At 43.2% G+C, this 23,360-nt stretch carries 20 protein-coding genes; 10 read left to right on the top strand and 10 right to left on the bottom strand.

Annotated elements, in window-relative coordinates:
• Positions 1-642 precede the first annotated feature (642 nt).
• Positions 643-1,755: a tRNA 2-thiouridine(34) synthase MnmA gene (gene mnmA / locus X939_RS0112685; RefSeq protein ID WP_025763652.1), complete on the top strand. Its 1,113-nt coding sequence runs from the start codon at positions 643-645 to the stop codon at positions 1,753-1,755.
• Between the two features lie 124 nt (positions 1,756-1,879).
• Here the strand turns inward: mnmA and rlmB are convergent, their stop codons facing one another.
• The 4 genes from rlmB to X939_RS0112665 form a co-directional block, all read right to left on the bottom strand.
• Positions 1,880-2,650, bottom strand: coding sequence for a 23S rRNA (guanosine(2251)-2'-O)-methyltransferase RlmB (rlmB, locus tag X939_RS0112680; protein ID WP_025763651.1), 771 nt, complete (start codon positions 2,648-2,650; stop codon positions 1,880-1,882).
• Positions 2,626-3,864 (bottom strand): GWxTD domain-containing protein, encoded by a 1,239-nt coding sequence (locus tag X939_RS0112675; protein WP_044199469.1) that lies wholly within the window; start codon positions 3,862-3,864, stop codon positions 2,626-2,628. Before X939_RS0112675 ends, rlmB begins: the two co-directional genes overlap by 25 nt.
• A gap of 113 nt (positions 3,865-3,977) precedes the next feature.
• Positions 3,978-4,871: an SDR family oxidoreductase gene (locus tag X939_RS0112670; protein ID WP_025763649.1), complete on the bottom strand. Its 894-nt coding sequence runs from the start codon at positions 4,869-4,871 to the stop codon at positions 3,978-3,980.
• A gap of 173 nt (positions 4,872-5,044) precedes the next feature.
• Entirely contained in the window at positions 5,045-5,968 is a 924-nt protein-coding gene (locus tag X939_RS0112665; protein WP_025763648.1) for an aspartate carbamoyltransferase catalytic subunit, read from the bottom strand.
• 308 nt (positions 5,969-6,276) lie between these two features.
• On the opposite strand from X939_RS0112665, the gene X939_RS0112655 reads away from it, so the two are divergent.
• From X939_RS0112655 to X939_RS0112635, 5 genes are all read left to right on the top strand, one after another.
• Entirely contained in the window at positions 6,277-7,995 is a 1,719-nt protein-coding gene (locus X939_RS0112655) for a hypothetical protein (RefSeq protein WP_025763646.1), read from the top strand.
• A 20-nt stretch (positions 7,996-8,015) separates the two neighbouring features.
• On the top strand, positions 8,016-8,462 hold the full coding sequence (locus X939_RS0112650) for a transcription elongation factor (protein ID WP_025763645.1): 447 nt from the start codon (positions 8,016-8,018) through the stop codon (positions 8,460-8,462).
• 22 nt (positions 8,463-8,484) lie between these two features.
• The gene (locus tag X939_RS0112645) at positions 8,485-9,105 is read left to right on the top strand and encodes a class I SAM-dependent methyltransferase (RefSeq protein WP_025763644.1); all 621 of its coding nucleotides are present in this window, start codon (positions 8,485-8,487) and stop codon (positions 9,103-9,105) included.
• A gap of 70 nt (positions 9,106-9,175) precedes the next feature.
• Positions 9,176-10,003: an alpha/beta fold hydrolase gene (locus tag X939_RS0112640; RefSeq protein ID WP_025763643.1), complete on the top strand. Its 828-nt coding sequence runs from the start codon at positions 9,176-9,178 to the stop codon at positions 10,001-10,003.
• Positions 10,004-10,047: 44 nt separating this feature from the next.
• Complete coding sequence (locus X939_RS0112635; RefSeq protein WP_025763642.1) at positions 10,048-10,533, top strand: glutathione peroxidase; 486 nt, start codon at positions 10,048-10,050, stop codon at positions 10,531-10,533.
• A gap of 333 nt (positions 10,534-10,866) precedes the next feature.
• On the opposite strand, the gene X939_RS0112630 is transcribed toward X939_RS0112635, so the two are convergent.
• Together X939_RS0112630 and X939_RS0112625 are read right to left on the bottom strand one after the other, a co-directional pair.
• Complete coding sequence (locus X939_RS0112630; RefSeq protein ID WP_025763641.1) at positions 10,867-11,892, bottom strand: zinc-binding alcohol dehydrogenase family protein; 1,026 nt, start codon at positions 11,890-11,892, stop codon at positions 10,867-10,869.
• A gap of 352 nt (positions 11,893-12,244) precedes the next feature.
• Positions 12,245-12,961, bottom strand: a complete 717-nt coding sequence (locus tag X939_RS0112625; RefSeq protein WP_025763640.1) for a YebC/PmpR family DNA-binding transcriptional regulator — start codon at positions 12,959-12,961, stop codon at positions 12,245-12,247.
• Between the two features lie 170 nt (positions 12,962-13,131).
• On the opposite strand from X939_RS0112625, the gene X939_RS0112620 reads away from it, so the two are divergent.
• Complete coding sequence (locus X939_RS0112620) at positions 13,132-13,605, top strand: GNAT family N-acetyltransferase (RefSeq protein WP_025763638.1); 474 nt, start codon at positions 13,132-13,134, stop codon at positions 13,603-13,605.
• Positions 13,606-13,994: 389 nt separating this feature from the next.
• Complete coding sequence (locus X939_RS0112615) at positions 13,995-14,951, top strand: methylenetetrahydrofolate reductase (protein ID WP_025763637.1); 957 nt, start codon at positions 13,995-13,997, stop codon at positions 14,949-14,951.
• 9 nt (positions 14,952-14,960) lie between these two features.
• On the opposite strand, the gene X939_RS0112610 is transcribed toward X939_RS0112615, so the two are convergent.
• The gene (locus X939_RS0112610) at positions 14,961-15,281 is read right to left on the bottom strand and encodes a heavy metal-binding domain-containing protein (RefSeq protein WP_025763636.1); all 321 of its coding nucleotides are present in this window, start codon (positions 15,279-15,281) and stop codon (positions 14,961-14,963) included.
• A 246-nt stretch (positions 15,282-15,527) separates the two neighbouring features.
• Here X939_RS0112610 and X939_RS0112605 point away from each other — a divergent pair, with 246 nt between their 5' ends.
• Positions 15,528-16,097: a nitroreductase family protein gene (locus X939_RS0112605; protein ID WP_025763634.1), complete on the top strand. Its 570-nt coding sequence runs from the start codon at positions 15,528-15,530 to the stop codon at positions 16,095-16,097.
• Complete coding sequence (locus tag X939_RS0112600) at positions 16,097-17,077, top strand: ABC transporter ATP-binding protein (protein ID WP_044199351.1); 981 nt, start codon at positions 16,097-16,099, stop codon at positions 17,075-17,077. Before X939_RS0112605 ends, X939_RS0112600 begins: the two co-directional genes overlap by 1 nt.
• 89 nt (positions 17,078-17,166) lie before the next feature.
• Here the strand turns inward: X939_RS0112600 and X939_RS0112595 are convergent, their stop codons facing one another.
• From X939_RS0112595 to X939_RS0112585, 3 genes are all read right to left on the bottom strand, one after another.
• On the bottom strand, positions 17,167-19,680 hold the full coding sequence (locus X939_RS0112595; protein ID WP_025763632.1) for a DUF5686 and carboxypeptidase-like regulatory domain-containing protein: 2,514 nt from the start codon (positions 19,678-19,680) through the stop codon (positions 17,167-17,169).
• Positions 19,681-19,733: 53 nt separating this feature from the next.
• Complete coding sequence (locus X939_RS0112590) at positions 19,734-20,372, bottom strand: SanA/YdcF family protein (RefSeq protein WP_229236055.1); 639 nt, start codon at positions 20,370-20,372, stop codon at positions 19,734-19,736.
• Between the two features lie 161 nt (positions 20,373-20,533).
• The gene (locus tag X939_RS0112585) at positions 20,534-23,347 is read right to left on the bottom strand and encodes a DNA gyrase/topoisomerase IV subunit A (protein ID WP_025763630.1); all 2,814 of its coding nucleotides are present in this window, start codon (positions 23,345-23,347) and stop codon (positions 20,534-20,536) included.
• Positions 23,348-23,360: the final 13 nt, after the last annotated feature.

Below are 23,360 nucleotides of genomic sequence, written 5' to 3'. Positions count from 1 at the left end.
TCTAAAAAAGTCAAATAATAGGCAATAAAAATTGGCTACTTAGGTTTCTTGCAAAATGATATTGAAATAATCCTTTCCAGTGGGTTTGCCAGCAGTGAATGGAGGCAGCCGTAGTCTGTCAAATTCTTCAAACCAGAGAAATAGCGCTTTGTTTTTGCCTTAAGCCCTCTTGTTACAGTATGGGAAGAATGCTATTTCATGCAAAAGCTATGGATCATTCAGGGAATTGGCCCTCCTAAACTAAAAGAGGCCTGTTGCCGGGATAGCTGAATTGGTTTAATGGTATAATTGCTTGGCAAGGGGTTCTGCATTTGGCCTTGTCTCTCAGTATGCTGAGGTAGGACGCATGCCATTTCTTAGTTCATTTATTGCAAGCGTAATAGTCCTGGTAAATCAAAATCTGTAGGACCACGTATAAATTGGCATGAGAACGGAAATTTTAGAGGAGAGATATTTGCAATACTTTACTATTGCCAAGGAGTATTGGCTGGGTGGGAAGTAGTGCATAGGGTAGAATATCCTAGTTACAATCGTTTTCCACCAGATTTATTGAGTATCTTTGTGTTTCGGTTTCGGATGGAGCCGATTTTTTTATTTTATAGCTTAACATCGGAAGGCATTCAACCTTCGGCTGATTGTATAATGAGTAGACACGGAAGAATCTTAGTCGCCATGAGTGGTGGCATCGACAGCTCCCTCGCAGCTGTTTTATTACACGAACAAGGATATGAGGTCATTGGTATGACCATGAAAACCTGGGATTACGCCAGTAGCGGCGGCACCAAAAAGGAGACAGGTTGCTGCTCTTTAGACTCCATAAATGATGCCAGGAATATATCTGTAGAATTGGGTTTCCCCCATTACATTCTGGATATCCGTAATGAGTTTGGTGACTACGTCATCGATCATTTTACGGGTGAATATTTAGAAGGACGGACTCCCAATCCTTGTGTGCTATGCAACACACATATCAAATGGGATGCTCTACTGAAGCGCGCCGACCGGCTCGACTGTGAGTTTATTGCGACGGGGCATTATGCGAACATGCAGTTTCAGAATGGGCGACACTATGTTTCTAAAGGAATCGATACGACCAAGGATCAGAGTTATGTACTTTGGGGGGTGTCGCAGGAGAGTTTGGCACGGACCAAGTTGCCACTTGGGCATCTGCACAAATCGGAGATTAGGGAAATGGCCAAAGAGCGCGGTTTTATCGACCTGGTTAACAAATCGGAGAGTTACGAAATATGCTTTGTGCCCGATAACGATTACCGAGGCTTTCTAAAACGTAGGATCCCAGGTCTGGAGGCCGAAGTGGCGGGTGGTAATTTTGTCTATGCCGATGGTACCGTAGTAGGGAAACATGAGGGTTACCCATTCTACACGGTGGGGCAGCGCAAGGGTTTGGGTATCGCTTTAGGTCGCCCAGTCTTTGTAACCGAAATAAGGAAAGATAGCAACGAAGTGGTACTGGGTGATTTGCCCGATCTATTCAGGGACGGGATGAATGTTTCCAAGCTTAACTTGCAAAAATATGACCATATCCCAGGTTCTATGGAAACAATAACTAAGGTTCGGTATAAGCACGAAGGTACGCCAGCAGTTATTGAGCAGGTTGAATCAGATAAAATAATTGCACGCTTTCACGATGGCGTCAACGGGATTGCACCCGGCCAAGCGGCGGTTTTCTATGAAGGTGACGATGTAGTAGGAGGGGGATGGATTATGAAAAGCTTTAAACAAGAACATTCGTAAGAGCCCTGTTCCAGTTCTATTATGAAGGCCATCTAAATTTCAATCTTAGGCATGTACCCATCACTTGGGATCATAAAAGAGCCCTGGTCAATTCTATTGGCCAGGGCTCTTTTTGCTTTTTACCTTAGATGGTTCTCTGTCTTACGGCTTCATAAAGCACGATTGAGCTGGCAACGCCTACGTTCAAGGATTCTACCTTGCCCAATAATGGGATACGACAACCCATGTCAGCAAGATCGAGTAACTCTTTAGATATCCCGTCTTCTTCCGAGCCCATGATAATAAGTGTGGGCACTTTAAAATCTATCTCGTAAGGGGAGTGCTCGGTTTTCTCAGAGCATGCTACCACCTGTAGGCCACTGTCGCGCAAATACCGAATGGTTTCCACCAGACTAATCTCTCTGCACACCGGTAGAAAGTTAAGGGCACCTGAAGAAGTTTTCATGGCATCGCCGTTCACTTGGGCACCACCTTTTTGCGGAACGATCAGGGCATTCACTCCGGCACATTCAGCAGTACGAGCTATGGCACCAAAATTCCGGACATCTGTGATGCGATCCAGTAAAAGAAAAAGCGGGGTTTTCCCTTCTTCATATACCTGTGTCAGCACATTATGTAGGGGGACATATCGAATCGGGGAGACGAAACAAACCACACCCTGATGATTTTTTCTTGTGAGGCGGTTAAGTTTTTCTACTGGCACCCGCTGATAAGGGATGCCAGCCTCCTTAGCTGCCTTTTCAATCTCGGAGAGGCCTAACTCTCGCTGTATAAATAAGCGTTCTATTTCCTTGCCCGAACGAAGGGTTTCTAATACCGACTGTGTTCCAAAAACCATATCGGCTTGAGGGGGTCGGGGGGCGGGCTGTCTCAGCGAATAATTCCGTTTCTCCATGCTTCTACTGCGGGGTACCATATGGGCTGGTATTCGGCATACCGAACCAGTTCATAATGGTCGTCTACAAATTGATTGTTTCTGCGATTAAATGTAAAATTTACGTTCTGAGCGTTACCTCGTTGGGTATACGTCCATACTTCTTTGTCCTTGCTGCGTTGAACCTTGTCTGGTGGGCCCAATACAATAAATATCATTCCTTTGTCTGTCTTCCAGCCTTCTTTGTACGTGGTGAAAAGATTATTTGCATCTTCCACTCGGGCATAGAAATTCTGAATGGTCTGCTGGGCCAAGGGTGCATTCCCATTCATCAGGCTTAGCCAATATTTATCTAAAGATTTTTTATAGTTTTCTGAAGTCTGTATTTCCTTAATTTCGGTGTTGGTACTCATGTACAGTAATGGTTCCAAAAGAAGCTCTGGCTGCGTTGTTTTAGGAAATCGATCGTTTACCACCAAAATCCCCATCCCTTCCTGCTGGGTAGTATCCGCAAAAATATTGTACAGACCTTCTTTTTCGAAACGGATAGCCTTGCCCGAAAGGATGGTGAAGCTACTATCAATATTTAGGGTAGGGGCTCCCGACTTTGCGGAAGTATTCATGGGTGATCCCGCAGGGTCGAAATCATGTGAATAGTAGAATACCTGCAGGGGCGTAGTTTTTTGCTGTAGGCTATTAATCAATATCGTTTCGCTGGTCCGAACGTAATGCCTTTGTAAAGGTATATTACTTTGAAGGTCAAAAATTGCGTAAACATCATTGGTTTGCTGTTGACCAAAGGGAATGGTAAGGTCATTCAGAACCTTTTTTAAGGTGCCAATCTGACTCAATTCACTTAACAGTACGCCCTGATCCTTTTTCGGACTGTCAAATTCGTAGGTAACCACGATCTTCTCATCTTTTAACTGTACATTCTCGGCCGACAATTTCACATTTCCATATCCCAGGCGATCGCGTGTACCATAGTCGGAATAGATCACATAATTTAAGTTATATGAGGCAAGAAAAGTTTCTACCGACATTCGGTTCTTACCTTTATATGCATCTACATATAGAAATACCTTCGTCTGAGTACTATCTTTCAGGAGATATTTGCTTTTGATGGCCAAAACAGACATTTCATCAGGGACATCCGCTGCTTGCTGCCCCATGGATCTTACCTGAGCTTCGGGAATGCGCTTGGAGGGAGTATTCGAGGAAGAACATCCGGCCATTAACATTGCTGAGAATAAAAATATACCTATACTGTTTTTCATATGCTTAATCCGCTTCATTTTTCTTATTAACGAAGGATTGGACAAAAATACCCAATTAAACCGGTAAAAAATTATTCTCCTTCATTCTTCGCAGGGCGACTTGCATTTTTTATTTGTTGGCCAATGGCCATCCATTGTTCATCGGTGACTTCCTTTAAGAAATTAAATTGCCCACCATTCAGAACTTCCCCACCGTCAAGAGTGACAACCTCTCCCGTCATATAAGCGGAGTAATCGGACAATAAATAGGCAGCCAGGTTAGCCAATTCCTGGTGGTCGCCGGTTCGTTCCAATGGAATTCGATTTTCAAAAGAGAATTTTTTGGCGAGCTCTTCCGGGAACAAGCGATCCCAAGCCCCTTTGGTAGGAAAGGGACCAGGAGCTATGGCATTGAGGCGGATTCCATATTTCCCCCATTCAAAAGCCAGTGATTTTGTCATGGCTAAAACCCCCGCCTTGGCCATAGCCGAAGGAACCACCCAGCCAGATCCGGTCCAGGCATAGGTTGTCGATATATTGAGCACCGTTCCTTTAATTTTTTTGTCGATCCAATATTTACCTATGGCAAGGGTAAAATAATAGCTTCCGCGAAGCACAATGTCTACCACAACATCTACCGCTTTATAAGACAACTGCTCGGTAGGACTGATAAAGTTGCCTGCCGAATTATTGACTAGTCCATCAACCTGGCCAAATTCCACCACAGCAGCGGCGATTACGTTTTCAATTTGTTCAGGATCCCGCACGTCACAAGCCAGGGGAAGTACCCGTCCTCCTGTTTCTGCCTTCAGTTCGTCGGCAGTTGCCGATAGAACCTCTAACCTTCTGCTACAAATAACGATATTAGCTCCCAGCTGCAGAAAATACCTTGACATAGATTTACCGAGTCCTGTTCCGCCTCCTGTTACAATAATTGTTTTATCTTTTAAACTCCCTTCGCGGAGCATTCCCTGAGTATGTGTCATGTGTTATCGGAAGAATGTAGACTAATTATTAAGATAATATTGCATGCATTCCCTCGGGACGGTAAACTGGAACAGGCTCGATAGGAAGCAGGCAACCTATCGGGTAAATATAAAGTTTTTGAGGTATTATTGAATAGAATTCTGGTTTTTTTATTCGTGCAGAATAAATAGATTTAGGGTTGTTGGGCCAGAAGGTACAATACTGCCATTCTTATAGCAACCCCATTTTCCACCTGGTTGAGAATAATGGAGTGATGTGAATCGGCAGCATCTGAGGATAATTCAACCCCTCGATTGATTGGGCCGGGGTGCATCAGAACGATATCTTTGTCTACCTCGTCCAACATTTGCTTGTTAATACCGTAAAATTGGGCGTATTCACGAAGTGACGGGAAATATTTTATTTGCTGACGTTCCAGTTGGATCCGCAATACATTGGCTACATCGCACCATTGCAGGGCCGCGCGTACATCGTGGCTTATCTTAACCCCTAATTCTCCCAAGTGTTTGGGAATAAGGGTAGAGGGGCCGCAAACCATCACTTCCGCACCCAGTTTTTGAAGGCAAAATATATTAGATAGGGCCACTCTGGAGTGGGTAATATCTCCTATTATAGCAATCTTTTTTCCGGCAAGGTCTCCTAATTTCTCTTGCATGGAGAAAGCGTCCAATAAAGCTTGGGTAGGGTGCTCATGGGTGCCGTCCCCGGCATTAACAACGTTGGCTGAAATATGATTCGCTAAATAATGTGGCGCTCCCGGGCTACTATGGCGCATAACAATCATGTCTACCTTCATTGCCAGAATGTTGTTGACAGTGTCGAGAAGCGTCTCACCTTTTTTAACAGAGCTTCCCGAGGAACTGAAATTCACTACATCGGCTGATAGCCTCTTCTCGGCAAGTTCGAAAGACAACCGGGTACGTGTAGAGTTTTCGAAAAAAACATTGGCAATAGTAATGTCACGGAGCGAAGGAACTTTCTTGATCGGCCGATTAATGACTTCTTTGAATTGAGTAGCTGTTTCCAAAATCGTATGGATGTCGCTCTCGTTTAGGTTCTTTATTCCAAGTAAGTGCCGAACAGAAAGTTTTGTCATTATGCTTATTCTTAAAAAAGTTTGGCAAAGATAAGAAGGAAGGATAGATATGGAAAATACAATTTGCTTTTTCTGACAAATGAACAGGCTTTTCCCTGTTTTAAGAGGGTGGTACTCCCGAACCGTATTGGAGAGTCTGCTGAATTTAGGGGGGCATATCGTGAAATGTTATGGAATGGTGCGATCATTCCAATTCTGGGTAAAACTCAGTTTTTTAAGTTTACGTCCGCCTTTTCAGAGTTTACTAGGCAAAAGGTCTTAATTTTGTCCGAAATTTATCACCTGACATTCTACAATTAGCCGGGAATATGGAATTTAAAAGCAGACTGTTTTACTTATTATCTACGCTTATTATCATCTTGGTTATCGGGCTGCACTTCGCCTATTTATATAGATTTTCATTAAATATTCCAAATGGAGATGATTTTTATTGCATCTATGATTTTTTGATTCAGTATAACGCAACGGAGAGCCTGAAAGAGAAAATATTACTGGTTATCACTCCTTGGCTGGAACATACTATCGCTTACACGAAGTTATTGGCAGTAATAAATGAATCACTTCTGGGGGAACTTAATTTTAAGGCTTATATCTTTTCAGGCAACCTCAGCTTACTGGGTATTTTCAGCCTGTTTGCCCTGCTGTTCCGACGCATGAAATTCCCAGTAACTTTTCTAGTTCCTGTGGCCCTTCTCCTCTTTCAGCCTCAAAGTTTTGAGGGATTGTACTGGCCTGCCGCTACTGCTGCCTATATGTCCGTAATTTTTTATTCATTTTTAGCCGTTTATCTAGCCTGTAGAGAAGGCCGGTATAATCTATATTTTGCCATGCTGGCCGGAACCATGGCTCTGTATACTTTCGGTGCGGGCATAATGGTAATTCCCGTTATTCTCTTGGTGCTTTTATTGAAAACCGATTATATAAAAGCTTTAAAATGGGCTGTCTGGTCTGCTGTAATACTTTTTGTGTTCTTGTACTTTTACGTTTATCCTGAATCCAGCAGACCTCCTATTTTTGAAAGTTTATTTAATAATCCGGGCTACGTATTCAATTACTTCTTTGCCTTTATGGGGATGACCATAGATTTTGCGGAAGCCAATCGCATGCCTTCAGAGGTGCGGCATATTATCACCTATGGATTTTTCTTGTTTGTTAGCCTGGCTACGCTGTTATTGCTCCGATTTATATGGATTTTGCAGGGTAGAAAAAAACAGTCCAGTGCCTACTGGACTCTTGTAGGTTTTGCACTTATCATCATGGGAGGTACGGCCAGTATGGCTCTATTACGAGGGCAGTCCGAGATGATCTATATATTTTCGAGTCGTTATAAAATATATCCTGCCATACTTACCGTTTTAGTTTACAGTACCGCAATGTTGTATTATAAAGATTGGGTTGTGGCCCGTGTCTTTCCCTGGTTGGCGATAGGTTTGAGTGGAGTCTTCTTTATCGTATCATATTATCAGTATACATACAAAATTAAGGAATTGAGGGATACTTTCGAGGCGGGAGCCTATAACTGGCATGCCAGCAAGCAATGGCTGGTATACAGAGAAACGGCATACTATGAAAAAACATCAGAACATTTTTCTAAATTGATGGACAAGCCTCAAAGTCCCTACCATATTCCAAGTCCATTTCAGGCGCTTTCAATGGAGGCCATTGCCACAGCTCCTGTACAATCTGGTTTGAAAATCTACGAAATAACGGGTAAGCGCCTCATGGTAGGAAATGAGCAGGCTGCAAGTGCGGGAGTAGATCATGGTCAATTTGTATTTCTGGCTTCTCCTCAGAAAATCTACCTTTTTCCGATGGCTTCCAGGCCCAATGCCAAAAAAGATCTTCTGTTGACAGGTAATTGGTTTAAAGAGGGTTATTTTGGACTGATGAATATGGATCAGCTACTTCCGAGCCGCTATCAGATCGGAGAATTTAACTCCCTGACCAAAGATATTCAGCTTCGCAGTTTTGAGATAGAAGTAGGGAATGATTACCTGCCAAAGGTGATAGAGAAATATTCAGAATAAGCGTATATCATAATGATCTAATGAATAAAGTTGAATTGATACGGCAGTTGGCTCAAATACTGGACGAGCGGATGCACCATGCTAAGTTAGCCATGGATGCGGCTCAGGAGTCGGCCAATGAGCAAGGAAAAAGCTCTGTAGGAGACAAGTATGAGACGGCTCGTTCCATGGGGCAGCTGGACCGGGATATGTTTGCCCGGCAATTTGAGTCGGCCAGGCAAGAACGTGAAATTTTAAATCGGATCAATCCTCATGAAAAACACCATCAGGTAACGCTAGGATCCTTGGTGAATACCAGTTCAGGCTGGTTTTTCCTATCGGTAAGTCTGGGTAAAACCTTATTTGAAAAGGAAACGATTTTGGTAGTTTCTTCTGTTTCTCCCATAGGAGGTTTGCTTCTGGGTAAGCAAGTAGGCAACAGTTTTATGTTTATGGGCAAATCGCAACAAATATTATCTATACTTTGAGCATACTTAAATCTGAAGCATTATGGATCGGACAGAACATTGGCAAACGATTTACGAAAATAAATCATTACCCGACGTTAGCTGGTACCAACCAGTGCCTACCACCTCGTTAGAACTTATCGGACAGTTAGGGGTTTCCTTGGCGTCCAGCATCATCGATATAGGCGGGGGAGATAGTTTGTTGGTTGATCATTTGCTGGATTTAGGCTATAGGGATGTTACGGTACTGGATATATCGGAGAAGTCACTTCAGAAAGCTCAAGAAAGACTGGGTACCAGGGCCAAGCTGGTTCAATGGATTGTAGCAGATGCCAGTACATTTAGGCCTGAAAGACAATATGATTTGTGGCATGACCGCGCAGCGTTCCATTTCTTTACCGATACAGCAGATATACGGAAATACCTCAGCGTGATGAGGGATGGGATTAAGCCGTCAGGTAGCCTTATTGTAGGGACTTTTTCTGAGAATGGACCCAGAAAATGCAGCGGGATTGAAATTAAACAATATTCCCAATCTTCTCTGACCAGAAGGTTTAAAAAATATTTTGAGAAGATCAAATGCTTTGAGGTTCAACACGGAACTCCATTTAATACCATTCAGGAGTTCGTATTTTGTAGCTTTAGAAGACTCGATCTGGTCTGATTATTTAAGAAAGATTAGCAGTTTAATTATGCTGAACTGATACAAATATTGACTTTAAAAAAGAAGCACGATGAAAATAAAAATCAAGACCGACCAAGGAAAGATAAAACTTCATTATGTGGAGCTAGGCGTAGGACAGCCTATCGTATTTATACACGGCTGGCCCCTTAGTCATAAAATGTGGGAGCCTCAGCTTCAATTTTTTGCAGACCATGGTTTCCGTAGTATTGCCTATGACCGCCGTGGCTTTGGGGACTCTGAAGCCCCTAAAGAAGGTTACGACTACACGCTACTCGCAGAAGATCTACATCAGATATTGGTCACCCTCGATTTGAAAAATGTTATTCTTTGTGGTTTTTCCATGGGAGGGGGAGAGGTTGTCCGCTACCTTACTCGTTACGGCGCAGAACGAATTGATAAGGTTATTCTGATGGGATCGATTATTCCATTGGTCAAACGTAAACCCGATAATCCTGCTGGTGTAGCAGAGGAAGATCTGGCAGGAATCATTGACTCATTGAAAAATAACCGTATTCCATTTCTTAAGGAGTTTGGGAAGGGATTCCTGAACTATGACAGCCACAAAGGTACAGTACCGGAGGCGCTACTAGACTATAATTTCTCCATAGCTGCTCACGCTTCTCCCATCGCTACCATTCAATGTGCCGAAGCATGGGCACATACCGATTTTCGATCTGAGCTTATGAATGTTACGGTTCCCACTTTGATTATTCATGGAGATGCCGATGCCATAGTTCCTATTGCTACCAGTGGAGACCAAGCAGCAACCGGGATTAAAAATAATAGGTATGTCGTGATTAAAGGTGGGTCGCATGGGTTGAATATAACCCACCGGGACGAAGTAAATACGGCCATGCTAGATTTTCTTCGTCAGTAACCACGCTAAAGGAAGGTTGAAATCCTCCTTAAACTTTTACAAATATGAAATTTTATGATCTCCAGGCTACTAAGCCCGACGGAACGATGCTTCCCATGCGGGATCTTCAGGGGAAGGTTGTTTTAGTTGTCAACACGGCTACCAGATGTGGATTGGCTCCCCAATTCGATGAGATGGAAGCATTACATCAACGGTTTGCACCTCAAGGGCTGGTAGTACTAGGGTTTCCTTCCAATCAGTTTATGAATCAGGAGCCTGAATCCGATGCAAAACTGGAAGAGGTTTGTCGAATCAATCATGGAGTTACTTTTCAGCTTACCCGTAAAGTAGACGTGAATGGTGCGGAAGCCCACCCGGTTTTTAAGTTTTTAAAAGACGAGTTAAAAGGGACCTTAGGAAATAGTATTAAATGGAATTTTACTAAATTCCTGGTGGGTCGCGATGGGATCCCTTTTAAGCGCTATGCTCCAACCACGAAACCTGCCAAAATTGCGCCTGACATTCAGAAGTTATTAGAAGGAAAGTTATAGTCTTGGCGACATGCTGAATACCTTTATTCAGCATGTCGCTAACCTATTTTTTTTAAGTATAGAGCTTTCTGTGGTTATTCTAAATTTATTTGAATTGAAATTTTATTCTCCCCGACCATTGCTTTGCTGTTCGCCGAGGGGCGGGGGACTTGAATGCCGGATATAGAGAATTATTGTGGATCATAAATTTATTTTACCCAATATAGTTCCAACTCGGGTGGCTTTGTCTCGCCTCATATCATGACCAGTTTAAGAACAATTTATCCCTGTATGTCGGTTTACTGGACCTGCTGTTGCCTGTTATAAGGCTCAATGGCCTCGTCCGGAATCGGACTATACATTAATAATTGCTTTGATGACAGCCTGGCCAGGCTGTAAAAGGGTTGGGAAAATAGTGGGAAGATCCTGGAATTCTGTACGGTGAGAGATCCATGGATTGGTGTCCACCACGCCCTCTTCGATAAGCTTTATAATTTTCTTAAAATCTGAAGGAAGGGCATTTCTACTAGCCATAAGGGTAAGTTCTCTCTTATGGAAATTGGGGTCATTAAATAATACTTCTCCTTGAAACAACCCTACAAAAACGAGTCGACCGCCGTGAGCGGGAAGGTTGAAACAATTGAGCATAGAAGCTTTGTTGCCCGTAGCGTCTAAAACGATATCAGGTAAGTGTCCCGAAAATGAGGCACGCAGGCGTTCGGCCGTGAGCGGTTCATCTACCAGGATTTGACTATCGGAAAGCCCATGTTCAGCGATAAAATCCAGGCGACTCTGAGACTGATCGGCCACTATCACAAAGGCTCCGGATTCTTTGGCAAACTGAGCTACCGACAGACCAATGGGGCCGGCTCCAATTATCAGAACAAGATCTTGAACCTTGATGTTGCCACGGTTAACAGCATGAAGTCCAATGGCTAAGGTTTCTACCAAGGCTAGTTGCTCAAAGGAAAGATGATCGGATTTATGAAGTTTTCTCAGTGGAACTTTCATGAATTCAGACATTCCGCCGTCGGCATGTACCCCTAGTACCTGAATATTTTCGCAGCAGTTGATATATCCACTACGGCACGCCTGGCATTGTTGACAATTTACATAGGGTTCTAATGAAACCCGGTCACCTACTTCTAGTTGTGAGACATTACTTTCCGGCCCGATTTCAACAATTTGGGCGCCTATTTCATGTCCCAATACTCTAGGATACTGGAAAAAGGGTTGATTCCCTTTAAAGGCATGGTAGTCCGTACCGCAAATGCCAATTTTTTTGATCTGAATGAGGGCTTCATCCGGGCCTGGAGAAGACGGCATACTTTGAGTGAGAAACTCAAACTCACCCGGCTTATTTAAAATGATGGTTTTCAAAGTATTGGTTATCGTTTAAGGAAGTTGGATTAAAACTTCTTGCTTATTAGCACTCCTTCAATCAAATATGAATAATACTAACTTTGTATTATCATTATGACTTAAATAATCATACATGCACCAAGAAATATTAAAATACTTGGATGTACTTTTATTTAATCGTAAAATAAGTAAGAAGGTCTCCCTAAATCAATGGCAAGCTTGGCAAAAACTGGTATTATGTTGACATCATTGCGCCGGGCTGAGAATTTCTGCAGTCTTGAAGTTCTTTGGTAGCCTCCGGAGTCGATAGGTTGGGAATCAAGGAGGGGAGGGAAGGGGTGGATAGGTCGCCCCACCCCTTCGAAAGAGATTATCCCATATTATGGTATACTCTCTGAACATCGTCGTCTTCTTCTATCTTTTCGATAAGCTTTTCTATATCTGCGACTTCTTCTTCACTTAAAGTTTTGGTATCATTCGGGATACGCTCAAAATCAGATTCAATAATTTCGAAATTATTATCTTCCAAATATGATTGTAAGGTGCCGAAAGAAGTAAACTCACCGTAAATATTGATTTGATTGGCCTCCTCATCTAAGAACACCTCGTCTGCTCCGTAATCAATTAATTCCAGTTCTAATTCTTCTACGTCATGATTCCCATCATTGGCTACTTTAAATAAGCATTTTCTTTCAAAAATGAAATCAAGCATTCCTGTGGTTCCTAAACTTCCACCCAACTTATTGAAATAACTCCTTACGTTGGCTACAGTACGGGTAGGGTTGTCTGTGGTGCTTTCTACCAGGATGGCGATTCCGTGAGGTCCGTAACCTTCATATACCATCTCTTTATAATCGTCCTGATCCTTGGATGAAGCCCTTTTGATGGCTCTGTCCACGGTTTCTTTTGGCATATTTACCGCCTTGGCATTCTGTAGCAGAGCCCGCAGCCGCGAATTGGTAGCCGGGTCGGCAGTGCCGTTCTTTACGGCCAGTACGATATCCTTTCCAATACGTGTAAATGTTTTGGCCATCTTGTCCCAGCGCTTAAACATGCGCGCTTTCCTATATTCGTATGCTCTTCCCATGCGTTTTTTAAAATATGTTGAATTCCTGCTTTTCTATCCGGCTCAAACTCTTGTTTTTGTGCCTATAGTAAAGGAAAGGAACCGGTTTTAAGGTTTAAATTTGTTGCAAATTTATAAAACACACTTCAAATCCCGCAGTATATTTAGAATAATAGATTCACTTTCAAACGATGTTAGACCATTTTACCTGGAAGCTCCAGTCCTTTGAAGAACTGAGTACTACCAATCTTTATCATTTATTGCAGCTGCGATCCGAGGTTTTTGTGGTTGAACAACAATGTGCCTTTCAAGATATGGACAGCGTAGATTTCAGATGTCATCACCTAACGGCCTATGATAAAGGGAAATTGGTGGCCGTATCGCGCATAATTCCTGCGGGTATTACCTATTCCTTTCCTTCCATCGGTCGGATCGCTGTAGCTCGATCGGCACGAGGGCAGGGCTTAGGTGTTGCATTAGTCCTTAAATCTATACAAACTGTAGAGAAACGCTACAACCCGGAAGGTATCAGTATAGGGGCTCAGCTATACCTGAAAATATTTTATGAGTCTTTTGGTTTTAAACAGATTGGGGAACCATATCTTGAAGATGGGATTGTACATATAAAAATGCACAGAAAGTGCCCGAATTCGAGCGTATTGTAGGTTTTTAGACAGTAATTCTTTAGAAATTGAGCGTTTTATATTCCGTAGAAAATAGCTTTTTCAAAGGAATTCCTATTACAATCTATAGAAGTACTATTACGTTGTGACTAGTGAAATAAGAACGAAAGTTGTCAGATTATTTGCTTTCTTAAAACTTCTTATATACTTTGGCACAGAATTTTAGTTATTAGTTTTCAGTCAAGCAGATTGAGGTTTAGATTCTGGCTCAGGCCATTATTTAGCCTTAATTTTGACGAACACTGATAGAGGAGGGTTTACGTGGAATGGCCTACTGTAATGCGGTAGGCCATTTTTTTGTTATAGGTATTGGAATGCAGGCATAAAAGCCGTTGATTTGTGCGGTTTAAAAGAACAGATTTTACGCATAAATGACAAAGGTAACCGATTATATCAGCCAGGCTGCTGGCCGCACACTTTTCTCCATTGAAATTATCCCGCCACTAAAGGGACAGAATATTGACGAGCTGTTCTCTTCTATTGCCCCATTGATGGAGTTTAAGCCCCCTTTTGTTGATGTCACGTATCATCGTGAGGAGCTTATCGATCGAACTGGCCCTAATGGTCAAATCGTTCGGGTGCCTATTCGCAAACGTCCTGGAACTGTAGGGATTTGTGCACGTTTAATGGAGCGCTTCAAAGTCGACGCAGTCCCGCACGTAATATGCGGAGGATTTACCAAAGAGGAGACCGAAGACGTACTCATTGATTTGTATTATTTAGGAATTGATAATGTTTTGGTTCTTAGAGGTGATGCAGAGAAATCAGCAGGCGTATTTTTAACGAAACCAGGAGGACATAGCTACGCATCGGAGCTAATTGAACAGGTGGTTCAGATGAACACCGGAGCTTTACTGAATCAGGAAACGATCAGTCATCCAACGAATTTTTGTATTGGGGTAGCTGGTTATCCTGAGAAGCATATGGATGCCGTGAGTTTCGACAGTGATTTTGATTATTTGAAAAAGAAAATCGAGCTGGGGGCTGACTATATCGTTACACAGATGTTTTTCGACAATCAAAAATATTTCCAATTTGTTGAGCGCTGCCGCGCCCATGGTATTACCGTACCGATAATACCAGGGTTGAAACCCTTGTCGACGCGAAGACAGCTCGAGATTTTGCCAAAAATTTTCCATTTGGAAATGCCTGAAGACCTCACCAAGGCCGTTACTTCTGCTAAGTCAGATATTGATGTACGTCAGGTCGGAGTAGAGTGGGGAATTCAGCAATGCAAGGAATTAATGGCCTACGGCGTGCCGGTCTTACACTTTTATACCATGGGTAAGTCCGACAACGTAGCGCAGATAGCCAAAGCAATGTTTTAATACTTTTTTCTATTTGGTCACCACAGCGGTTCCATTCGCACTTACCATGAGCATGGAACCGTTGCTTCCTATTGTCTGAAAGTCCAGGTCCACGCCTACAATTGCGGAGGCTCCTAAACGCTGAGCCTGTTCCATCATTTCTCGAATGGCAATACTTTTGGCCTCCCGCAGACTTTGTTCATAGGCCCCTGAACGTCCGCCTACCACATCCCGGATGCCTGCAAATATGTCTTTTACAAAATTGGCTCCAATAATGGCTTCTCCGTTTACCAAGCCGATGTATTGAACGATTTCTTTTCCCTCAATATGATGAGTAGTCGTTACAAGCATATGTTTATTTTAATTGATTAATACTTTTTCGGGTAGAAATGTAGGTTAATTTTGTGAAATATAAGGGTAATTATTTTGCAAGTGGTTCTGAAACTGCCATCAAAGGTAAAAAATCGTGTTTCCCATAATTCCAGACCGCATTGGCATTTTACATAAATTTATGTTTCGCCCATAAAGGATCGGATGGTGGGGGAGGATATCTTTAGTAACTTTGAGCATTCCTCAAACATATAATATATATTATTGATGCCTGCCGATCATATAAACGACATAATTCGCAACAGAAGAAGCATATTTCCACCCAGTTATACGAGTCAGGATATACCAGTCGAAATTATAAAGGATTTGCTAGAGAATGCCAATTGCGCCCCCACGCACCGCCGTACTGAACCCTGGCGTTTCACGGTTATGAAAGGAGAGGGCCTGAAGCAATTGGCCGTATTCTTCTCCGACCGATATAAAAGGGTTACACCAGAAGAAAACTTCTCCCAGGCTCGTTACGATGCAGCTGGCCAGAAAGTTTTACAGTCAAACTGTGTTGTGGCCATCCATATGGAGCCTCATCCAGATCAGGTGCCTGAATGGGAGGAGATTGCATCAGTGGCTTGTGCTGTTCAAAATATGTGGCTTAGTGCTCATGCCTATGGTATAGGCGCCTATTGGAGCTCTCCAGCCTTTTTAGATGAAATAGCCGGTTTTCTTAAGCTGCCAGAGAATCACAGATGCCTGGGTTTATTTTATATGGGCTATCACGAGCAGAGCCATACCGAAGCTCGTCGTTCCTCTATTGATGATAAGGTTACCTGGATCCTCTAATGGCCGAGAATAAATCATTGATGCAAGTGGAGAATATCCACTTATCCTTAGATAACCGCCCGGTTTTGGTTGACCTGTCGCTTACCCTGAATACAGGGGAATGGCTGGGGATACTGGGGGAGAGTGGTTCGGGAAAGAGTACGCTCCTTCGCCTGATGGCCCGACTTATAGATGCCGATCAAGGTGAGGTCCGATTTGAGGGAGAAGTGCTTACTCCGGTTAAGAATGAACTGATTCCGGGTCATCCAGCCATCAAACTCATTCATCAGGAGTATGCCTTGTTTCCGAATCAGACTGTGACAGAGAATATAGGTTATTCGTTGCGTTTTTATGAGCCTGAATATAGGGCGCAAAGGGTGGAGGAACTCCTCCAGCTTTCGGGGCTACAGCAAGTTCAGAACAAGAAGTCTAAACGGTTGTCGGGAGGAGAAAAACAACGTACTGCCATAGCCCGAGCCTTGGCCGAAGAGCCTACTATACTACTGCTTGACGAACCATTCGCCCATCTGGATAGTCCCAACAAACGGATACTGGCCAATGCTATAGAGTCTATGCGTGTTTCTACCGAAATGGGCTGTGTTTTTGTGACGCATGAGGCCACGGACGCATTGGCATGGTCCGATCGGATTGCGGTACTCAAAGCAGGGGAGATTGTACAACTGGGGACTCCACAAGAAGTGTATCAAAATCCTGTTTCGGCCTACGTAGCAGAACTGACGGGGCCCGTAAACTGGATAAGAGTAGACGGAGAACAGAGAATATTTATTAGGCCGGAGTGGGTAAGAATCGCGGTTAAGCAACAGCCGGAATTATGGAAGGGACAGGTAGCCTCTGTGCGCTTCCTCGGCGCCCATTGGCTAATCCGCTGCCAGAATGAACAGGGCGCTATTTCCTTTTATCATCCGAGCCCAGACCTATATCCCGGTCAGAATATAGCACTTACTTACTCGGAAGATAACTTGATAGCCGTGTCCAGTTGAATATAGGAAACCTCTAAAAAATCGTAACCCAAACGCTTCAATTCAATCGGATCGTAGCTAGGAGATAGTAAATAAGAAATATATAGGCTTTACAAATTAAACCAGAAGGAAATTTTTACTGCAAAAGGGGTAACGTTAGGATTGTTCAGATAGGTTAATCTATGTACGAAATCTACACGTCCTACCTTGAAAATATTATCAATACCATAGCCAAGCTCCATATAGGGTGTATTGCCCAGGTAGTTAAAAGTTGGCAAAGCGTTACCCTGATTATCGGTAGGCGGAATGATATCTTTATTATTCTGACTCACACTCCCATAATAGACCTTTCCGGTGGCCAGCATTCTCCACTTGAGCCTTCTAATGGCCGGGATTCTGTTAAGTATAAAACCCTGGAAATTATGCTCCACCGATAAAGTCGCATAACGGTCTGAGATAAACTCAAAATAGTTCATGAGATTAAAGGCATTCTCTACATAAAATAGTGATTCATTTCCCAGAGGTGTATATAACAGCAAATAGGGCAAAGTAGAGGGGATATAACCCACAGTCAGGTTATAGTCGGTCCGTCCTAATGCACCTACCCGAAAACTTTGTTTGGCATTGAAAGCGAATTTATGGTAACGAAAGTCACTATTTAGGAGGTTATTAAGCCCCAAGGTATACCGAAGAGTAAACACAGGCTTATTTCCATTGCCCATGCTGATTCTTTCATTATCGTTTTGTAGAAAGGTTTCGTTCCTTGCTATACGGGTTTCAAAATTTAGCTCTGTGATGTCATAGCGGCTTTGCAATGGAGAACTTTCTCCAAGCTCTGGCTGAGTGCGGAAAACGAAGGGGAATAAGGGATTGAAATTGCGGTGACGGAATTGAACGCTCCCACTGATGCCCTTTACGAGTTCTCGCTTCATGTAGAGGGAATAATCTTCTTGCCAATAAGCCCTGCGTAGCGTGCCGAACCTGGAGAAGGCACCAAACAAGGTGTTGGATCCTATGGTCTCACTGGAAAGCCCCAGTCGCTCCAGATCTTTAGAATAGGAGAAGCCTCCGATTGTCCATGGTTTCCGGGAAAAGATATAATCCACGCCAGCCCCGTATTTGAACTTTTGGTCTCGGGTACCGTAAGCTCCATATCCGTGGAGTATCCATTTTCGGCTAAATCCCGGATCCGTGCGAAAGCCGAGACGAAATCGGTTTCCTTCTATATTATTATTAGCATATAAGAATAAGTATGGACCAACATCAATATTCCATTTGTCTATTTTCTTATATCCGTTTACGAAGATATTCAGGATTTCAGTATAGGTCTTTACTACAGGCAATACCTTTAGAGAATCAATCAGCTGGAAGCTCAGCTGTTCGGGCAGGGTGAGAGACTCGGGCCTGCTTCGTTGCCAATAGGCAGAATCGTGTTGCATATAGTCTTCTTTGAGCTCTATCGCACTGTCAAAAAAGCTACTAGGCCGGGGTTTTCCAACGATATAGTCCGAATTGGAAGAATAGAATTTGAGCAACATGCCCGCCGTTTGTCGAGTAGGTTCGTCTACATCTATCAATACCCTCGTTTTGGCGGGTACCCAGGCATCATTCTCCTCCAATTGTTCGTAGGATTGCTGAATTTTAATTTTCTCTATGAAGTTCAAATTAGCATCCTTTCCTACTGTAGCATCCATTTGGGTAAGGGCAAAGCTGGTTCCGTCTACCCAAAACGCCCCCCTAAAGGCTAAGTCCTGTTTTTGCCGGGGCTCAAACTCTATTAGATAGTCGGCCGAGTTTCCATTTTTAACACTATCGGCCAGATAATATTCATAGTATAATTTCCAGCTGTCTGCAATGGGGGAGACAAAGTCCTTTTCGAGAATATTCAGCCAATTTCCATAAAAATTATACTGCTGAAAGGAGGAGCCCACTACCTGTGAAACGAAGCTTCCATCGGTAAGTCCCACACCCGAAACTTTGGTTTTATGGATTATCTCCTTTTTCTTCTTAGGGTTGTTCTGACTGAAAACATTGGATACCGATTCAGAAATAAAGATCGGAATGATCGTTTCCCCGTCTTCTCCCTTTACTTCGTCATATTGTTCGACAATATGAGTCATTTTCTTTACGGCCTTGCGGTTTCTGAATTTCTCCGAAAGGTTATCGATATCAATCTGAATTTTATTATAGCTGCTATATTCATAGGCAGCAATATTGTCTACATTATTTCGGATTTTATTGCTTACGATTTTTCGCATGATGGCATATGCCGGATTCTCGCCCGCATATATTTTTACTTCCCTAAGCTGCAGTGCCCCCGGACTTATCTGAAAATCAATTACCTGTTCGGTAACATCCGGGACGATAGCCTTGCTTTTAGTCGTGTAGCCCACGTATGTCACGGTGAGAGAGTCTGCGGGAGGAGAGTAAGATATGGTATAAAATCCGTCGAAATCTGTAATGGCTCCAGCTAAGGAATTCTTAATGCCCAGATTTGCGAAAGGCACAGGATCGCCGGTCGTGGCATCGATAATACGCCCTTTGATCGTATGCGTGGATTGTGCGTGTAAATTTATTGAGAGTAGTACTTCAGCAATAAAAAGGAATAATAATATTTTTTTCATCTTCAAATTTCATGGCATTGTGGTTAAAATGTTTTTTTTAGTAACCTAGTTCCTCATTTGCGTTTTATCTCAATATTGGTGGTTAAGTCCAGGCTGGGGCGGAGGATATGTACATCCAGAACGGCCTTCGGGCGGGCAAAATATTCCCGCAGCAGGGTGCGCCAGGAATAGCCTCCCGGTACATCCTGAGCTGCAAAGGCGATGGCATGCATGCCTTCTTGTTGCGCGATATAAAGGGCCCTGGCGTTATGGAAATTCTGCGAGATGATCGTAAAGTTTTCTTGATTGAACACCTCCCTGCAACGCATCACTGAATCGAAGGTACGATAGCCGGAATAGTCTAAGGTCATAACATCTTCAGGGATCCCCAAATTCAGTAATGCTCTCTTCATGTCTAAGGGTTCATTATAATATTCAGAATCGTTGTTTCCGCTTAGGATGAGGTACTTAATCTTACCCTCGTTAAAGAGACGGGCTGTAGCTTCCATGCGGAATTTAAAAAATAAGTTTTGTTTGCCCGCTTCAGTATATTTACTGGTTCCCAGTACCAGGGCCACATCATTAGAAGGCAAGTCATCAATCGAAAAATAATTGAGATCCCGTGTCTTGTATACCACCCAGAAGTTACACAGCAGGATGAAAACCACACTTGCAAATAATAGTATACTGGTGAATCTGAAAAATTTTCTCACTTCGCTCTACAAATAAGCCTGATTAGAAGCTGGCTGCATATATGGAACCGGAGCACTGATTTACTGTACGCACCCCATTTCCTTTTTGTTGCCTGCATGTACTGATTTGAATTTGTCCTGGCACAATAGGCGCCAGGACAAACGGAAATTTCCTGTTATGATTATTCGAATAATCCTAACTGCGACTTGGAGTCGTCATCTTTTTTGGGCTTCGGCTCCTTTTTCTTTCTTTTACCCTTGTCGGCATCATTCGCTAACTTTTCGGGATTGGTAATTTCAAGGTCCGTCTCTTCTTCAGGGGTAGGTTCAGGCTTTTGCTTGGGAGCAAGCGAAGCCTCTTTATCCTCACCCTGGGTTTGAGGACTTTCTTTTGATGCTTTCGGTTCTTCTTCCTCTGAAGAATTCAGGCTGCCTACATCGACGGCTTCTTCTGAGGATTCCTGATGAGGAGGCTCGTTTTCCTGTTCGGTTTGCTCAGGGGCCAGTGGTTCGATCCAATGGAGTTCCTTAAACTTATCGATGGGGAGCTTATTGCCTATGGCTCTCCACCCTCTCAAATCGATGAGTTCCTCGACGATATATTCTGTCTGCTGCCCTTTTTCGTTAACCTTTGCGGGAACTACTTCGAAGCGGGGACGCAAATCGGTGCTAGCCAATATCAGTTTACTGTTTTTAGCATCACTGATAAAAAGGAATTTCTTATCGATGGATGAAGTTTCAATATTAAAACGTTTGATAAAATGCTGCTTACTACCCCCATCGTAGTAAATGGCTGTGATGGGTGTTTTTGCATCGAATTTGCGGAGTAAAATCACATCAGCTGGAACATAATGATTGCTAATGTCGAAGCTGGTAAGCTCATAAGTACCGTCTTTATAAATTACCATCACATGATCGGAAGGGCCGAAATTTCCCAGGTAATCGCCTCTTTCATCCCTATTGAGTCGGCCTAGGGTCGGATTATACCAGATATCTACCCCACCAAGGGTAGATCTGCCCGCTTGCTTTAAGGTGATCTTACGTACCGGATATTTGGTAAGAATGTTCCCCATGGCGCTGCGGTTCTTTATTAATAAATCGGCGAAATTATAATCAAACTGCTTGACCTTAGCCTTGCTTTGAGCCGTTAGACTAACGCTAATGATCTCCGCTTCTCCATTGTCATTGGCCGTGAAATAGGTGATTTTAGATTTGGGGTGCCCTTGCGTCAGGTCATACTCCCTATCTCTGGTGACAGCCGTCACCTGGAATCTTTTGATATAGCTTATGCCCGTCTTCCCTTCCAGGTAGGTCAGGTTATATACCTTCCTTTCATCATTTTTGACGAATACGGCGCAGTGGATAATGTTTTTTCCGACAAATACTTTATCCTGTATTTTGGTTACCAGGCATTTTCCATCGGCCCTGAAAACGATAACATCGTCGATGTCTGAGCAGTCCATGACATACTCATCCTTTTTAAGTCCGTAGCCAATAAAGCCTTCGGCCCGGTTGACATATAATTTCTGGTTGTTGGCAGCAACAATATTCGCAGATATCTGGTTAAAGGCACTAATCTCCGTTTTTCTCTCTCGACCCTTACCGTATTTTTTTAGTAAGTCCTTATAATACTCGATGGAGAAACGGATAATATTAGCCAGGTTGTCTTCGGTCTGGGCAAGCTCTTCCGACCATTTCCGCATCAGCTCATCGGCTTTGAATCCATCGTATTTAGAAATTCTCTTGATTCGAATTTCCGTAAGCTGCACAATATCCTCGTCGGTGATAGATCTGTAAAAATCAGCTTTAAATGGTTCAAGCCCTTTGTCGATGGTTCTTATTACTGCCTCAAAAGTTTCGCATTCTTCAATATCACGGTAGATGCGATTTTCGATAAAAATTTTCTCTAAAGAACCATAGAGGATTTTTTCCAGTAAAGCGGCCTTTTTTAGTTCCAGCTCCTGCCGTAGCAAGTCTACCGTTTGCTGAGTATTGTATTTGAGTATCTCACTGACTCCGACAAAATGAGGTTTGTCTTCAATGATTACACAAGCGTTAGGCGATATTGAGACCTCGCACTCTGTGAAAGCATACAAGGCGTCCATGGTGATATCGGGAGAAACACCGGTAGCGAGATGAACCTGAACCTCTACCTCTGCGGCGGTATTATCTACCACCTTTTTAATTTTTATTTTACCGGCATCGTTAGCTTTTACAATGGAGTCTATCAGGGAGCTTGTAGTGGTGCCAAAGGGGATGTCTCGGATGGTCAACATTTTTTTGTCCTCTTCTTCTATTCGGGCCCTGACTCTAATTTTTCCTCCCCGTATTCCGTCATTATAATTAGACACATCGATTTGCCCCCCAGTCAAAAAGTCAGGGTAAAGCGTGAAGGGCTTATTTTGCAGTATAGCAATTGATCCCTCTACGAGTTCACAAAAATTATGGGGCATAATCTTCGTAGAAAGGCCTACGGCTATACCCTCAACGCCCTGGGTGAGCAATAAGGGGAACTTTACCGGTAGGGTCACTGGCTCTTTCTTACGCCCATCATAGGAAAGCTGCCACTCGGTAGTGTCATTATTAAAGACAATTTCCTTGGCAAACCGGGAGAGTCGTACTTCGATATAACGAGCCGCTGCAGCTCCATCACCAGTTCGGATGTCGCCCCAGTTTCCCTGCATGTCGAAAAGGAGTTCTTTCTGCCCGAGATTTACGATGGCATCGTAGATAGAAGCATCTCCATGAGGATGATACTGCATGGCAGAGCCAACTACATTGGCCACCTTATTGAATCGCCCATCGTCCATTTCATTGAGGGCGTGCATAATCCTTCTTTGGACAGGCTTCAACCCGTCTTCAATGGCCGGAACGGCACGTTCTAGAATTACATAGGAGGCATAATCAAGGAACCAACTTTCATATAAACCCGAGATGGGTAGTTTGTCGTGTAATTCGCTGTCTTCTGAGTGGTTTAACGCTTCGTTTTCATCCATATACTTCGGAGGA

The sequence above is a fragment of the Dyadobacter tibetensis Y620-1 genome, from assembly GCF_000566685.1.
Taxonomy (GTDB): Bacteria; Bacteroidota; Bacteroidia; order Cytophagales; family Spirosomataceae; genus Dyadobacter; species Dyadobacter tibetensis.
The sequence above is the reverse complement of the archived record's forward strand: the minus strand, read 5'-3'. Positions and strand labels throughout refer to the sequence as shown.